Source organism: Streptomyces sp. NPDC015144, assembly GCF_043079735.1.
Lineage (GTDB): Bacteria > Actinomycetota > Actinomycetes > Streptomycetales > Streptomycetaceae > Streptomyces.
The window spans coordinates 182,647-198,079 of the sequence record NZ_JBIBUU010000015.1; the positions used below are offsets into that span (position 1 = coordinate 182,647).

11 protein-coding genes are annotated in these 15,433 nt (G+C 70.8%); 5 read left to right on the forward strand and 6 right to left on the reverse strand.

Going from position 1 to position 15,433, the window contains the following annotated elements; all coding sequences use genetic code 11:
• Positions 1–18: 18 nt before the first annotated feature.
• Positions 19–390, reverse strand: a complete 372-nt coding sequence (locus ACF08W_RS24915; RefSeq protein ID WP_392280576.1) for an RNHCP domain-containing protein — start codon at positions 388–390, stop codon at positions 19–21.
• Positions 391–1,073: 683 nt separating this feature from the next.
• On the opposite strand from ACF08W_RS24915, the gene ACF08W_RS24920 reads away from it, so the two are divergent.
• Complete coding sequence (locus tag ACF08W_RS24920) at positions 1,074–2,273, forward strand: HoxN/HupN/NixA family nickel/cobalt transporter (RefSeq protein ID WP_392280577.1); 1,200 nt, start codon at positions 1,074–1,076, stop codon at positions 2,271–2,273.
• A 21-nt stretch (positions 2,274–2,294) separates the two neighbouring features.
• Here ACF08W_RS24920 and ACF08W_RS24925 read toward each other — a convergent pair whose 3' ends face one another.
• Both ACF08W_RS24925 and ACF08W_RS24930 read right to left on the reverse strand, forming a co-directional pair.
• Positions 2,295–3,914, reverse strand: coding sequence for an oleate hydratase (locus ACF08W_RS24925; RefSeq protein WP_392280578.1), 1,620 nt, complete (start codon positions 3,912–3,914; stop codon positions 2,295–2,297).
• Between the two features lie 288 nt (positions 3,915–4,202).
• Positions 4,203–6,674 carry a hypothetical protein gene (locus tag ACF08W_RS24930; RefSeq protein ID WP_392280579.1) on the reverse strand — a complete coding sequence of 824 codons (2,472 nt, stop codon included), beginning with the start codon at positions 6,672–6,674 and terminating at the stop codon, positions 4,203–4,205.
• Positions 6,675–7,054: 380 nt separating this feature from the next.
• Here ACF08W_RS24930 and ACF08W_RS24935 point away from each other — a divergent pair, with 380 nt between their 5' ends.
• Complete coding sequence (locus tag ACF08W_RS24935) at positions 7,055–7,756, forward strand: bleomycin resistance protein (protein WP_385203190.1); 702 nt, start codon at positions 7,055–7,057, stop codon at positions 7,754–7,756.
• Between the two features lie 22 nt (positions 7,757–7,778).
• Here ACF08W_RS24935 and ACF08W_RS24940 read toward each other — a convergent pair whose 3' ends face one another.
• Together ACF08W_RS24940 and ACF08W_RS24945 are read right to left on the reverse strand one after the other, a co-directional pair.
• Complete coding sequence (locus tag ACF08W_RS24940) at positions 7,779–7,976, reverse strand: hypothetical protein (protein ID WP_385203187.1); 198 nt, start codon at positions 7,974–7,976, stop codon at positions 7,779–7,781.
• A gap of 253 nt (positions 7,977–8,229) precedes the next feature.
• Positions 8,230–8,631 carry an ATP-binding protein gene (locus tag ACF08W_RS24945; RefSeq protein ID WP_392280580.1) on the reverse strand — a complete coding sequence of 134 codons (402 nt, stop codon included), beginning with the start codon at positions 8,629–8,631 and terminating at the stop codon, positions 8,230–8,232.
• A 175-nt stretch (positions 8,632–8,806) separates the two neighbouring features.
• Between ACF08W_RS24945 and ACF08W_RS24950 the strand changes: the two genes are divergently transcribed.
• The 3 genes from ACF08W_RS24950 (at position 8,807) to ACF08W_RS24960 (ending at position 12,409) form a co-directional block, all read left to right on the forward strand.
• Entirely contained in the window at positions 8,807–10,159 is a 1,353-nt protein-coding gene (locus tag ACF08W_RS24950; RefSeq protein ID WP_392280581.1) for a helix-turn-helix domain-containing protein, read from the forward strand.
• A gap of 245 nt (positions 10,160–10,404) precedes the next feature.
• Positions 10,405–11,043: a LysE family translocator gene (locus ACF08W_RS24955; RefSeq protein ID WP_385203169.1), complete on the forward strand. Its 639-nt coding sequence runs from the start codon at positions 10,405–10,407 to the stop codon at positions 11,041–11,043.
• A gap of 409 nt (positions 11,044–11,452) precedes the next feature.
• Entirely contained in the window at positions 11,453–12,409 is a 957-nt protein-coding gene (locus ACF08W_RS24960; RefSeq protein WP_392280582.1) for a hypothetical protein, read from the forward strand.
• 131 nt (positions 12,410–12,540) lie between these two features.
• On the opposite strand, the gene ACF08W_RS24965 is transcribed toward ACF08W_RS24960, so the two are convergent.
• The gene (locus tag ACF08W_RS24965; protein WP_392280583.1) at positions 12,541–15,264 is read right to left on the reverse strand and encodes a LuxR C-terminal-related transcriptional regulator; all 2,724 of its coding nucleotides are present in this window, start codon (positions 15,262–15,264) and stop codon (positions 12,541–12,543) included.
• Positions 15,265–15,433 lie beyond the last annotated feature (169 nt).

Sequence of the window (15,433 nt, forward strand, 5' to 3'; positions counted from 1 at the left end):
TCCTTTCCCGCCGGGCGGTCAGAGGGTTCCGAACGCTTCGAGGGGGAAGGGGGGTTGGGCCAGTGGCCGGACCGCCATGCGCATCAGGATGAGCTGGTTGTCGTCGGCGCACACCGGGTTCGAGGTGAGTTCGTCGCAGCGGACGCAGCGGTGGATCACCATCCAGTCACCGGTGCGGAGCACGGCGATGGCGATCGGGGACATCCGGCCCGCGCAGTCGCTCGAACCGCCCTCGATGTGGTCGAGGACGTGCCGGGAGTGCAGGCAGGAGGGGCAGTGGTTGCGCTGCGCGCCGTCGGCGGCGTACGCGGACACGGTCAGCCCGCACCAGGCGCAGGCGAAGGTGTTGAGGCCGAGAGTGTTGTTGTTGTTGGTGGTGTTGCTGGACACCCGTGTGCTCCTTGCTGAGAAGTCTGTCAGGACAGCAAGAGCAGGCCGAGTGGCCTCGTCGAGGAACGGCCCGACATCACCGCAGGGCGGCGGACGGGCAGATCGGAGCACCGGAGGACACGTCCGGCGACCACCCGGGAACCGGGCGGCGGAAGGCGGCGGACGTTACGCGGAGCGGCGAGGCGCGCTCGGCACGGACCGGGTCATAAAACACCCCTTCTGGGGCACATCGGCCCATAAGTAATCAGAACAACCCGCTCAGGCTAACAGGACGCCTTCCGGGGGCGTCAACGCATTATTGGGCGCTGCCCCGCGCCTCCGCCCCGCGCCCCTGACCGCGGACTGCTGCCGTTCGTACGGGACCTCGCGCGCGATCCGGTCCTGCACCTCGGCGACACCGTGGACGACGCGGCCGCTCCAGGAGGCCGTCGCGGACATGTCGACCCGCAAGGCGCTGGCGGCCTGCGCGGCGTACGGGGCGCGAGCCCTCGTCGTGGCGGGGTGGCCGCGAACTCCCGGGCCCGAGGATGACGGTTTCGCCATGCTCCGCCCACGGTGACGCAAAGCTCCGATCAGCGGACGGTGGCTCTTCGGCCCGATCCACGCCGAACCCTTCTTGCACATATGTTGCAACAGCGGGCCATACGCGATAAGTGTCGAGAGCGAAGCGGAAGAAGACGCGCATGGCACCCTCCTCCCCGACCCCACCGGCCACCGGAGTCCCGTCCTCCCGCCGACGGCGCATCGCCGGGTCCCTGACCCGCGCGGAGTGGCGGCGGGTGGCGGGGATGGCCGCGTTCATCGTCGCCCTGCACGTCATCGGCTGGTTCATCCTCGTGGCGATCGTCGCCCCGGCGCACTACAGCCTTGGGGAGAAGACCTTCGGCATCGGCATAGGTGTCACGGCCTACACGCTCGGCTTGCGGCACGCCTTCGACGCCGACCACATCGCCGCCATCGACAACACCACCCGCAAGCTGATGCACGAGGGCCGGCGCCCGCTGTCGGTCGGTTTCTGGTTCTCCCTGGGTCACGCCAGCGTCGTCTTCGCCCTCGCCGTCCTGCTCTCCCTCGGCATCAAGGCGCTCGCCGGCCCCGTACAGAACGGCGACTCCCGGCTCCACGACGTCACCGGCTGGATCGGCACCACCGTCTCCGGTGTCTTCCTCTACGCCATCGGGATCATCAATCTCGTCATCCTGGCCGGGATCTGGAAGGTGTTCCGCGAGATGCGCTCCGGGCACTTCGACGAGGCCGCGCTGGAGGAGCGGCTGAACAACCGCGGCTTCATGAACCGGATCCTGGGCCGGCTGATGAAGTCGATCACCGCGCCCTGGCAGATGTACCCCCTCGGCCTCCTCTTCGGCCTCGGCTTCGACACCGCCACCGAGATCGCCCTGCTGGTCCTCGCCGGGACCGGCGCCGCGTCCGGGCTCCCCTGGTACGCGATCCTCTGCCTGCCCGTACTCTTCGCGGCGGGCATGTCGCTGCTGGACACCATCGACGGTTCGTTCATGAACTTCGCCTACGGCTGGGCCTTCTCCAAGCCGGTCCGCAAGGTCTACTACAACCTCACGATCACCGGCCTGTCCGTCGCGGTGGCCCTGCTCGTCGGCACCGTCGAGCTGGTCGGCCTGCTCGGCGAGAAACTCGGCCTGCACGGGCCCTTCTGGGACTGGGTCGGCGGCCTCGACCTCAACGTGGTCGGCTATCTCGTCGTCGGACTCTCCGTCGCCACCTGGATCGTCGCGTTCGCGGTGTGGCGCCTCGGCCGGGTCGAGGAGAAGTGGACCGCCGGACTCCAGCCGGACGGAACGGACAGGACGGACGGGACGGACGGGACGAGCAGGACGAGCGGTGGGCCCACCGGCGTGGAACGCTGACCCGCGCCCTCCCCCGACCGGTCAGGCGAAGGCGGTCTTCAGCGCGGACCAGGCGATCTTGGGGTCGGCCAGGCCGTGGTAGATCGACGGGATCTTCCCCTCGTCGAGACCGAAGTGGTGGTAGACGGCCTTCATGGCGCCGCGTACCGAGTACTCGACGGTGAAGACGACGTCCTCGGGGATCTCGACGAACTGGCCGAGGAAGGCGAAGTTCTCGGCGCCGTCCGGCACCACGAGCGGCCGGTCGGCCACGACGCGGCGCTGGAACTGGGCGTCGATGTACGGCATCTGGACGGTGGTGACCTGGGTGGTGGCCCGTACCTCGTCGGCGATGTCGTCGAAGCCGAGATGGCCGAGGAGTTCGTCGAGGATCTCGGCGCCCGTGCAGTCGTCCATCTTCTTCGGCACATGGTCGCCGGGCACGTCACCGAAGAGCGCGTATCCCCACAGGGTGTACGTGTTCTCCTCCTGGTCCCGGAAGTGCGGCTGGGCGGGTACGACGACCGACAGCAGCCAGCGCGAGTCCTTCCAGGTCATCAGGGCGCCCTCGCCGGGCACGTTGCCGGTGTACTCCTGGATGCGGTCCAGGAGGGTCCGGCCGGTCATGGTGAGGGTGAAGGACTCCCACTTCGTCTCGTCGATGTTGCCGCAGAAGGCGTTCGGACGGCCGAAGTCGGGCGCCTTCTTCGCGATCGACTCCCACAGCCGCCAGGAGCCGTCCCGCTTGTCGCGGATCAGCTCGGGGACGGTGGTGCGGTCGCCGTAGGTGGCGTCGGCGGTCATGGAGCCGATGGTCAGGAACGCGTAGTCGTCCTCGCCCAGCTCGATCGTCCCGGCACCGGCTCCGGCTCCGGCACCCGCATCGGCCCCCTTCCGCTCCAGATGCAGCCGGGAGATCCGGCGCGCGTCGGAGTCGGAGAACTCGACGTCGGTGACGGTCGTGCCGAAGTCGATGTGCACCCCCTGGGCGGTGATCCACTCCTGGATCGGGCGGATGACGGAGTCGTACTGGTTGTACTTGCTGCGCCGTACGCCGGACAGGGTGTGAATGCGGTCGAACTCCTGAACGAAGGCGAGGAAGTACCGCTTCAGCTCGATCGCAGAGTGCCAGGTCTGGAAAGCGAACGTCGTGCGCCACATGCACCAGAAGTTGGTGGTGAAGAAGTGCGGCTGGAAGAAGTCGTCGATGCGGCGGGCGCCGATGAGCCGTTCGGGCAGTGCCAGCAGCCGGGTCATGTCGGCGCGGTCGCGGGTGTCCAGGCCGAGCCGGGCGGCGTCGGCGATGGTGCCGTCGGCGTTGATGATCCGGGCCTTGGCGTTCGTGGGGTGCTCGATGTTGAAGGCGAGCATCTCCTGCCGTACCGAGATCGCCGGGTCGTCCAGGGTCGGGATCGTCTCCAGGAGGTTCCAGAGGCACACGTAGTGCTCCTCCTCGAACATCCGGCCGCCCCGGGTCACGTACCCGCCCTCGGGCGTGGGCGCCTTCGCCCCGTCCATCGACCCGCCGGCGATCGGCAACTGCTCCAGGATGTGCACGTTATCCCCGGGAAGCCCCGCGTCCCGTACGAGGAAGGCCGCGGCGGCGAGCGAGGCGATACCGCCCCCGACCAGGTAGACCTTGGAGTTCTTCGAAGCCGGCACGGTCGGACCTCCGGATGCGTCGCGATGCGGGAGCGGAACAAGGGGCGGGGACGGGGGGACGGGGGCGGGGCGGGGTACGGAGCCGGGTAGGCCCGTTACGGGTGCGGCTCCGCCGCCCCGGGCGCCCGCTCACGAGCCTGCCCCAGATGCGCCTCCGCCGCGATCGGAGGCCCGCGGCGCACGCATCCGTGGGCGAGGAGGGGCACGTACACCGGTCCCCTCCTCGCCCGCACTCCCCCGGCGCCGTCCCACGGGAGGGCGCCGGAGGGTGCTGCTGGCGGGGCCGGCTCAGTGGCCGGCGTGCTCCTTCTTGTGGTGGTGGCAACCGCACGGCTTGTTGTGCTTGCCGACGACCGTGATGCTGGCCCGAGCCGGTTCACTGACGACCCGAGCGCCCTCGGGGTCCGTGCCGGTCGCGCGGGCCACGTTGGTGATCACGCACGTGGTCCCACCGCCGTGCCCCTTGTCGCCGCTCTTCTTGCAGCCGTCCAGACTGGCCCTGGTGACGGTGTACGTACCGTGGCAGGTGGTGGAGGCACCGGGGGCGAGCGTGGTCTTCTCGCAGGTGACGCCTTCGATCAGGTCGTCGTCCACCCCTACGTCGGTCAGCGTGTTGCTGCCGCTGTTGGTGACGGTGTACGTGTACTCGACCTTCGATCCGACCTGGAACGGCCCCTTCGAGGCCACCCGCTTCTCCAGGGTCACGTCGGACTTCCCGAGGGGGACGGTGACCTCGGCCTGTGCGGGATCGCTGACGATCTCCCGGCCCTGCGGGTCGGTGCCGCCGGCCTGGGCCACGTTGACGATGGTGCAGTTCCCGGTCGCGCCGCTCTCCCGGCAGGCGTCGAGGTCGGCCTGGGTGATCGTGTAGGAGGCACGGCAGGTGGTGGAGGCGCCGGCGGCGAGTGTGGTCGCCTCGCAGGTGACGTCGGTGGCGTGGTCGTCCAGGACCCGCACATCGGTCAGGGTGGTACTGCCGGTGTTGGTGACGGTGTACGCGTAGTCGACCCGCGAGCCGACCTGGTACGGGCCGGTCGAGGTGACCCGCTTCGCCAGGGTCACGTGGGGCGTCCCGACGGGAAGCGTCAGGTCGGTCTCCGGAGAGGTGATGGTCTCGCCGTCCGCACTGCCGGTCGCGGTCGCGGTGTTGGTGACCGAACCCGCCGTGCCGTCCGCCTGGGTGATCGTGTAGGTGCCGGTGCAGGTGGTGGTGTCACCGGCCTCTCCGGCGGGGGCCAGGGTGGTCGACTCGCAGGTGATGCCGGTGACGTGGTCGTCGTGGACCGCGACGGAGTCCAGCCGCGTCCCGCCGGTGTTGCGGACGGTGTAGCGGTAGGTGACCGTCTGCCCGACGGCGTAGGGGCCCTGGGTCTCGACCTCCTTCTCCACCTCGATCGCCGGGGGACGCTGGATCGGGACGGTCTCGGACGACGGTGGCGAGGTGACTGTCTCACCGTCCGAACTGCCGGTCGCGATGGCCGTGTTGTCGATGGATCCGGCCGCCGCATCGGCCGCGGTCACGGTGTACGTGGCGGTGCAGGTGACGGTCTGCCCGACCGCGAGGGTCCTGGTGGGGCAGCTCACCGGGCCGATCTTCGGGTCGGTGACGACGAGGTCGGTGATGTTCGTCGTGCCCGCGTTGGTCACCACGAAGTCGTACGGCACCTCGGAACCGGGCGCCAGATCACCGGGCAGCGGCAACCTCGCCTGCTTGACCAGGTTCAGCGCGGGGAGCGGTTCGGCGCTGTGGACGACCACGTTGCGGATGAGGTGGACATCGGTGTTCGCACCGGTCGAGGAGGCGAAGCCGAACTTGTACGTCGAGGGGAGGGGCAGCGGTGCGGGCGTCGAGAGGACCTGGTGAGAACCGGTGCCGTCGTTGAAGTCGACGGAGACGGTGAGCACCGGGGCCGCGCCCGCGGAGATGTGCACGTTCACCCGGCGCCGGTCCGCTTCGAGGATCTGCGCCGCCTCCTGCGGGGTGGCGTCCGCCGGCATCGTGGTCGTCGGGCCCTGGAGCTGGCCCGGCAGGGTGGAGGGCCAGGGCCCCGTGGTGGAGAGGTTGTCGGTCGTGGCGGCCATGAAGCAGTAGCCGACCGCGCCGTCGCCCGGCCCGCGCACGGTGATCACGTTGGGAGCGGGCGGCGGCCAGGAATCCATGCTCGGCGAGCGGTGGTCGCAGCCGTTGCCGCGCGCCTCCCCGTCACCGAAGAAGTTGCCGTACACGTCGAGTCCCACGCCGACGTAGCCGTGGTCGACACCGGGCAGCACGGGGTTCGTCGGGTTGTCGCCCTCACGCAGCTGGGCGTAGCCGAGGCTGCCGCCGAAGGCGCCCGGGTGGATCAGCGAGGCGGCGCCGTCGACGAGGAAGAAGGAGATGCCGTCGGCGGGGCGCGCCGGGGTCGTGCTGCCGTACTGGTACTGGTCGAAGGTGACGTCCAGCCCCTGGCCCGCCGGGATGGCGTGGTTGTACAGGACGGCCGAGCTCTGGAAGTGGCGGGCGTCGGTCAGCCGCAGGAAGCCGTCGGGTTCGGCGCCGTTGGGCGGCACGGGCCCCACCGCGTCGGGACCGCAGCCGCCGAGGGGGTGGTTGCCGCTGGGCGGCGCGACGTCCCCGGTGGGTGCTCCGGTGAGACAGGAGGACCCGACGCCGGTGAAGTCCGGGGCGGTGGCGTGGGTGAAGGTCTCGTCGACCAGCGCGGAGCCGACGGCCCGGGGCCTGGGGCCAGTGTCCGCCCGGGCGTCGGCGCCGAGCGCCAAGGGGGTTCCCGCACCGACCAGGAGGACCAGGGCCGCGGTGACGAGCCGCGAGACGGGTCCGGACGACGTGACACGGCCAGGCAGGGAAAGGGGGCGTTTTCTCCACATGATCGGAATGGCTACCAAACCGATCAGGAGTGCGCGCGCTGAGTTTCCGTCAGCTCGCCCCAATGGTCGCCGGGTTACACCCGCCTGCCTCAGCCACCCCGGCCCGGCGCCACGGCCGGCCTTCTCGATTGGCCCAGTGCCTCCGTTTCCCGGGTCCATGCCCCCGCTTCCCGGCCCGGTTCCCGGGAGACGAGTCACCCGCACTGGCCAGAAATCCCGGAACCCCGGAATCCAGTGTCCCACTCTAGTCAAGTTTGATTAGAGTGCGACACATGGCCGAGACAACCGTTCCGATCCTGCCGTGCCGGACCCTTCAGCCCGTTCTCGACTTCTACACGGCCCTCGGTTTCGAGGTGACCTTCCAGCAGAAGAGCCCCAACCCGTACGCCGTCGTGAAACGCGGCGGCATCGAGCTGCACTTCTTCGGCATGAAGCGGTACGAGCCGACCGAGTCGTACAGCACCTGCTGCGTCCGGACCGATGACGTCGACGGCCTGCACGCCGACTTCCGCGCGGGGCTCAAGCGGGCGTACGGGAAGGTCCCGACCCGGGGGCTGCCGCGCATCGGGCCGCTCAAGGACATGTCGTACGGCACGCGGCAGTTCCTCCTGACCGACCCGGGCGGCAACTGCGTCCGCGTCGGGCAGCCGACGAGCGAGGACCCGCACCACCGACCGGCACCCGAGGAGGCCTTCGCCCGCGCCCTGCACCACGCCTCCCTCCTCGCGTACTCGAAGGAGGACCCGGCGGCCGCCGCGAAGGTCGTCGACCGGGTGCTCCGCCTCGACGACGAGCGCCCCACGCCCGTCCAACTGCTCCGACTCCTGGTACTGCGGGCGGACGTCGCCGGGCGCCTCGGCGACGAGAGGGACGCCGCGACGGCGCTTGCCGAGGCCGCCGCGATCCCCCTCTCCGCCGAGGATCGGAAAGCGGCCCGCAGCGACCTCGGCCGACTCGAAGAGCTGCGCGACTGAGGCACTTGCCCCGGGACGCCCCTCAGGCCCGCTCGTCGCCGTCCGGTTCACCATGGCCGGAGGTTTCAGCGCGTTCGGACGCGGGTGCCGGGGTCCGGCCGGCCGCACCGGAGACGGCCGCCGTGTCGACGCGCAGGCACCCGTCCGTCCCGAACATCTCGATCAGCTGGGACAGATGGGCCCGCGCCACACTCCGGCCGGGCGGCTCTCCGGCGGTCATCCCTGCCCCTCCTTCACCGTGACCGCCAGAATCCGCCGGGGGCCGCCGCCCGGAGGCCGCTCAGCCCGCAAGCGGGCAGCGGCGATCCGGCGGCTAGCCACCAGCTGGCCCTTGTCCTGTCGGGTTCCGTTCGTAGTGGTCAGTTCTGGCATGGTTGAGTCCCCTTCGACGCTGACCGAAACGGGCTGACTGCCTGTTCCCGCAAATGACGCGGGTGGCGGTGAGGAGGGGCCGCCAATCGCTTTCACCCCGGTCACCCGCCGACCTCGAACCAGACCGCCTTTCCTGTCTCGGTCGGCCGGCATCCCCATGACCGGGCGAGGCCGTCAACCAGTTGCAGTCCACGTCCGCTCTCCGCGTCCAGGTCGGTCGGCACACGCTGCGGGAGCAAGCCATCCGTCACGTCCTCCGCCTCCAGCCGTACGCGCGCACCGTCCCAGCTGACCGTCACCCGGCAGCCATCCCCCGTGTGCACCACCGCGTTGGCGATCACTTCACCGGCCAGGAGCTCCAGCGTCTCGATCGTTTCCCGCGTCAACGGCAGGCCCCAGTCCCGGACGATCGCCACGACCTCGCGACGGGCCCCGGTCACGGCATCGAGCGCCGACGGAACGTGGAGATACGAGAGCTTCGGGGAGTGCGTTCGGAACGACATGGAGGCCGAACCTTCCTGGCTGCGAATGTGACAGCCCCACACAACCGCCCGTAGCCGAATGATCACAGAGCACAATGGACTCGTCCATGCGTCATCCATGCGTCACACCTAACGCTCACCTGCGGACTCACGCGTCTGCGGGTCACTTGCGGCAAGCAGAACGGGGGACAGCTACATGGCTCATCACCGCAACGGCCTGTCAGCGCGCCGTCGAACCGTGGGCCTCACCCAGGAGGCCCTCGCCGAGCACCTGAGAGTGGACCGCTCCACCGTCGCCCGGTGGGAGTCGGGCCGCGCAACTCCTCAGCCCTGGATGCGCCCACGTCTGGCCCGTCTCCTCCGCGTCAACGCCGAGGGCTTGGACGACCTGCTGACCCCAAGGCCGCCCGCCGACGCGCGGACTTCGACGCGGGAACCGGAAGCCATCGGTCCCCCGGAGGCCATGCCGTCAACACCGCACGCCGATACCGTTGCATCAGTTCTGCACCTGGGAAGGAGCGACGTGGAGCGTAGGGAGTTCGTCCTCGCGTCCGGTGGGTACGCCCTGTCCGCGCTCGGTCTGCCCGACATGGAGAGCATCACCCGGCGGACCAGGAACGCCGCTCCTGGAGCGGTGCGCGTGGGGCAGGGTGAGGTGACCGCTGTGCGGCACGTGGTGAAGGCTCTCGGCGATTCCGCCTCCGAGCTGGGAGGTGGGCACGCCCGCCACTTGGCCGTTCGATACCTCACCCAGGACGTCGCCCCCTGGTTGGAGGGCCGATTCACCGAGGCCACGGGACGTGAGCTGTTCTCCGCCACCTCCCAACTCGTCCACCTGGCGGGGTGGATGGCACAGGACGAGGGCGACACTCCCGGACTGCGCGGGCTGGCCCAGCGCTACTACGCGCACTCCTTCCGGCTGGCAGCCGAGGCCGACGATCCCGAGCTCTCGGCGACGGCGCTGCGAGGGCTGGCCGTGCAGTGCATGGACCTGGGACACCGGGCCGAGGCGGTCCAGCTCGGTGAAGCATGTGTCGCGTACGGCCGCCAGCTCGACCATCCCCGCGCGGTCGCCTACTACGAGGCCACCCTCGCCAACGCCGCGGCCCAGGACGGCGACCGGCACACCGCCACCAAGCACCTCGCCCGCTCCGAAAGCTCCATCGCCAAGCCGGTGGCCGTGGCGGGCGACTCCTGGGCCGCCCACTACTCACCCGGCCGCTGGGCGCACGAGTCCGGCATGATCCTCTCCCGCCTCGACGACCTCGACGCGGCCGAGGAGCATCTGCGCCTCGCCCTCGACATCCACGGTCTCGATCGCCGCCGTACCCGCGCCATCGTCCTGGCCGACCTCGGCGGCGTACGCCTGCGGCAGGGCGACACCGATGGCGCCATGGCCGCATGGGGTGAATTCCTCGACTGCGCCGACGGCATCCGCTCGGTGAAGGTCCAGACAGCCCTCCAGGACATGCGAGTACGCCTGCGGCGCTACAGCGGGCTTCCGGAAGCCCAGAGTCTGCGCGAACGGGCGGCACACATCACGGGCTGAACCCGGGGCGAGGGGGCCGAGAGGGAGAAGCAGCGGCTGTGGCACAACAGTGGCCGGTCGTGGCGCTCGCGGCGGGCGGGCGAGGGTGGAGCGAGCAAGTTGCGCTTTAGATATACGAGTTGGGGCTCGTTCCAATCGGGAGGGCCACGCAACGCCACACACCTTCCGCTTCTCCGCGCTGACATTTCAAGATCCCCTGGCTTCACCGGCAAGGACAGCGATCGGGCGCGGTATCCTGACATTCCATGGCAATAAGTTCCGCCCTGTGGTCCTTCGCCCTCGTTGTAGGGCTTCTCACTCTGACTCCCGGACTCGACACAGCGTTGATCTTGCGCACATCGGCCGTCGGTCGGCGCAGGAGAGCCTGGGGAGTCGTCCTCGGAATCCAAACCGGCACCCTGGTGTGGGGCGCGTTCACGTCCCTCGGGGTGACCGCGCTTCTCACGGCCTCCCATCTCGCTTACACCGCGTTGCGCTGGGTCGGCGCCGCTTACCTGATCTGGATGGGGTTCCGGATGCTCCGGGACACGTTCCGGGGGCTGCCTTCGGCAGACGCGGACGACTCGGTCATGACCTCCGGCGCGGACTCGGTCGGCGCCGGCTGGCGGCAGGGGACGCTCACCAATCTCCTGAACCCGAAGATGGGCGCCTTCTACGTCGCCGTCCTGCCCCAGTTCATCCCTGCGGGCACCGGCCATTTCACCATGGGCCTCCTGCTCACCGCGGTACACATCTCGCTGGGTCTGCTCTGGTCCACCGCCCTCATCGGCTTCGCCCGCGTCCTGCAGGGGTGGCTCCGCAAGCCCCGGGCCCGCAGGCTGCTCGACCGGGTCACCGGCACCGTGATCGGCGTCTTCGGCGTCAGGCTGGCGCTCGGCGACTGACGAACCACAGGTCGGGGGCCGGGTGACCTAGCTCGGCAGATGAGGCCCGACCCGGCCCCGCACGACGTCGCCATCACCGGCCGAGCGGGCGTCTCCGATCAACCGGTCAAGGTGCCCTGGTGGAAGTACAAACTCCCGCTCACCGCGAGCCCGGTGCGGGCGGAAGCGGCGGGCGATGCCTTTCCCGTACAAGTCCTGCATCGAGCCAACGAATTGGGCACGCCCTGAACGAATGAGCCGCACCCGGACCGGCGTCGGGCGATTGCGGCGCAAGTGGACGTTTTCATGCGGTACGGCGATCGCGTCATCACGCTCTGTGCGCCCATGTGTGCGTAGAGCGGCCCCCGGTGGTGTTCACAGCACCGAACCGAGGGCCTTCACCTACGAGTGGAATCAGAGGTCCACCAAGATGCTTTGGCATGCTATCGCGCCGTCCCGTCGCTACACGAAGGCCTCGCACGATGTCGTGCGGCACCCGCGCCTGAACAGTGACGCGAAGATCCTCCTCCTGTACGTACAGGGCCTCCCCGAACAGGAGGTCGAAAAGGCGCTCAGCGATCACGCAAAGTCGCTCGGGATCTCCGGGCGGGCCTATCAGCGCGCCAAGAAGCAACTGATCGCTTCCGGGTTCGTCCACGAGTGGAAGCGGCAGGGCCGCCGGGGCTACTGGGTGACCGATCAACTTTTCGCGAACATCTCCCTGACCGAGGAGCAGGCCAAGGCGGTACGGAACGACCGGGTGGGGGACGTGGTCCGCTCCGCCGTCGATCCGGGTGCGCAGGAACCGACGGTCGGTCGGCCGAGGGGCCGGGAGACCGGTGGCTATGAACCGGTAGAAGAAGAACTGGGGAAGAACTACTCCCACCCTCCCTCCGAACTCGCCGAAGTCGTGGAGAGCGAGCGGGTGCTGCTCTCCCTCCGGCACGCGCATCCGCAACTGCACCTCGGGGTGCGGGAGGCCCGTGGGCTGGCCGAGGCGGCGGCCGAATGGATCCGGCGCGGGGTGAGCACCGCCGATCTGCGGCGGGCGCTGACCAGCGAGCTGCCCCGCGAGGGCGTACGGTCCGCCGTCGGCTTCCTGCGCCACCGCCTCGTCCCGAAGCTCCCGGCGCCGCCCGCTGCTCCGGCCGTCGCGCCCGTATCGCCGCCTTCGGCGCGGGAGTTGATCACGTGTGAGGCGGAGGGGGCTGTGGAGGAGCATGTGTTCCGCCCGTTCGGTGACGAGACGGTGTGCGGGCCCTGCTACCGGGAGGAGCGGGCGGCCGCCCTGGCGCGGTGGACCGAGGAGGCGAGGAACCAGCCCCCGGCGCCGACCTGGCGCGAGCGGGTCGCGGCCCTCGCCGACGGCACCGCGAGCCCGGCGTAAGGCGGAGCGGCCACCACCGGACAGCGCCAGTTGGCGACCCTCTGACCAGCCCTGACGGCCGGAATCCGCGCGCAGGTGTCGCCGCGCGCGGGGTCCGTCCGGCCCTTCGTCCTCAACGGCCTCCGGGCGGGTTACTCGCGCGCCGGGGTGATGGAGCGCGCGAGCTGGAAGCGTGAGTGCAGACCGAGTTTCCGGTAGACGCGGGTGAGGGTCGCTTCGACCGTCTTGACGCTGACGGTGAGCGCGGTGGCGATGTCACGGTTGCTCGCTCCGGCGGCGGCGAGTTCGGCGCAGCGTCGTTCGGCCTGGGTGAGGAGCGGGCGGGCGCCGTTGTCCGACGCGTTGTGCTCCAGCCGGTGGAGGGCGCGCGCGGCGGTTTCGGCCCAGGGGCGCGCCCCGTGGGCGGTGAAGAGGTCGGCGGCGCTCTGTGCTGCCGCGCGGGCGCTCGCGCGTCGGCGGCCGCGTCGTTCGGTGTGGCTGAGCGCCAGCAGTGTCCGGCCCCGCTCGACGGGGAGGTGGACGAGGAGTTCGGCCGCGTCGGTGAGTCGGCGGGCGGCCGTGTCGTAGTCGCCGCGAGCGGCGTCGAGGAGGGCTTGGACGCGTTCGAGGGACGGGAGGACGGTGTGTCTGCCGAGATCGGTCGCGGTGCGCCGGGTGCCGGTCAGCAGGTCGTGGGCCTGTTCGAGGCGGCCCAGCGTGACGAGGGCTTCGGCCAGGTCGGCGTGCCAGCGCAGGACGGACGGGTCGTGGACCTGCTGGATTTCCTCCAGGTCGCGTACCTCGTCCAGTGCCTCCACGGCTTCCTTGGAGCGGCCGGTGACCAGAAGGAGATGTCCGAGGGCGAAGAGGTTGCGGGAGAGGAAGACCTTGTTGTCCTCCTGCCGGGCCGCTTCGACTCCGCGGTGTGCGAGGCCGAGGGCGAGGTCGGTACGCCCGGCGGTGCCCTCGACGAGGGCGGAGGTGTAGCACGCCGGTGCGGGTGACAGGGCGGTCGCGTCGGTCAGCGCCTGGGCGCGGTGGGCGTGGTCGAGCGCCCTGGCGCACCGTCCGGCGCGGAGTTCGGCCTCGGCGAGGCTGCGCAGGATGTCCACGGTCGCCTCGGCGTCCCCCGTCCGCTCGGCTTCGACCAGCAGGGGGAGCAGCGCGGTGCGAGCCTCGTCGGGACGGTCGTCGAAGAGGGCGTGCCGGGCGGCGAGGTGCTGGGGCGTGCCGTTGAGGGGAACGGCATCGGCGCGGGGCAGGGCCAGGGCGCGGCCGAGCGTGGTCCCGGCGTCGGGGTGGCCGAGGATGCGCTGGACGCGGGCCTGCATCGTGAGGGCCATGACGGTGGTGGCGGTGTCGCCGTGGGCCTCGGCGAGGGCGGCGGCCCGGCCGGCCAGGGCACACGCCAGCTGGGGGTCGCCCCCGCCGACGTTGGCCCAGAGGGACTGGCGGATGAGGATCCGTGCGGTGAGGTCGGCTCGTCCGGCCGCCTCGTGGAGTGCGTGGGCGAACAGCTCGTCCGCGCTGTGCAGGTGCTGGCCGCTCGCGTCGATCAGGGCGATGAGGATGTCGACGCGTTGGTCCGGGGTGGTGTCGTGGCCCAGGACGAGGCGCGCGGCAGCCCGGCCGCGTGGGAGGTCGCCGTAGTGCGCGGCGTCGCGCACGGCGGTCAGCGCCCGTTCGACCAACAGGTCGCTGTCGTCGTGCGGGGTGCGCCGGGCGGCGAGGAGGGAGAGCTCGGCCGCGAGCGCGTGCTCGCCGCGCAGTCGGGCGCGGGCGGCGGCGCGGGCGGCGTACCGGGCGGACCGCGGGTCGGCCGGATCGGCTGCCAGCGCGGTGTGGCGGTCGCGGCGGACACTGTCGCGCGTGGTCCCGGCCAGGCGGGCGTGCAGGAGCCTGCGGGCGGGGCCGGGGAGCCGTGCCACGAGTTCGACGCCGATCGCGGAGGCGGTGAACCGCACCGTGCCGCCGGGCTGTCCGAGGTCGACGAGTCCGGCCGCCTCGGCCTCGGCCAGCATGCCTTCGGCTGCCGGACCGGCGAGATCACTCAGCAGGTCGAGGTCGAAGCGGTCGTCGAGCGCGGCGGACGTCAGCAGTTCCTGGACGTCGTCCGACACCGTTCCCAACCATTCGCCCACCAGCCGACGGGCCGGGGGAGGGAGAACCGGATCGTCTCCCACATCGGTCGCGACGGGCGCGGCGGAGTGGCTGCGGGCCTGGGCCAGCGCAAGGGCCAGCGCCGGGTTCCCGCCGCTGTGGGCGTGGATGCGCGCGACCTCGCGGGGGGCGAGCCGGTACGGGGAGAGCAGGGCCGCGATCTGGGGGGCCGTCAGGGGCGGAACGCGCACGGCACGGGCGTCCTCCCCGCACCAGTGGCCCGCGGCCCCCGGGCGCCAGGTGCGCTCGGCCACGACGACGGGGAGGTCCGGTGCCAGGCGCAGCGCCCAGCCGAGGACGGCGGCGCTGGCCGCGTCCAGCCACTGGGCGTTGTCCACCACCAGTGTCATGGGTGGTAGTTCCCGCAGTACGGCGGCGGTCTGCCGACGCAGCCGCAGGGCCGAACCGGCGTCTTCCAGGGAGGCCGGTCGGACGGCGGCCCCGTCGACACCCGCCGCCAGCTCCCGGGCGGCGGGAAGTGCGGGGAGGGCCAGGGCGAGTTCGAGCAGCCCGGCGTAGGGGACCTGTGCGTCCTGCGGGTGCGGAGCCAGCCGCAGCACGGGCAGGCCGAGCTGGCGCCCCAGGGCCCCGATCGCGGTGGTCCTGCCACTTCCAGGGGGCCCGAACAGGACGACCCGCCGGGTGCCGTGCACGTCGTCCGGCAGCACGGGACCGGTGTCGGGGGACGTGTTCACCCACATCGCGGAGTCTCGCATCGGGCCATGGTGCGCTCGCCGGGCCACCCGGTCCAGGTCAAGGGGTTTCCCTGATGTCGGCCGTCCCCCGCGTCCCTAGGTGTATTGATCACGAGCGTTGTTGACACTGGTCTGGTCTTGAACATGGCGAAGACCTCCGGTGGGGTGGGAACTGTCTAGGAACTCACCG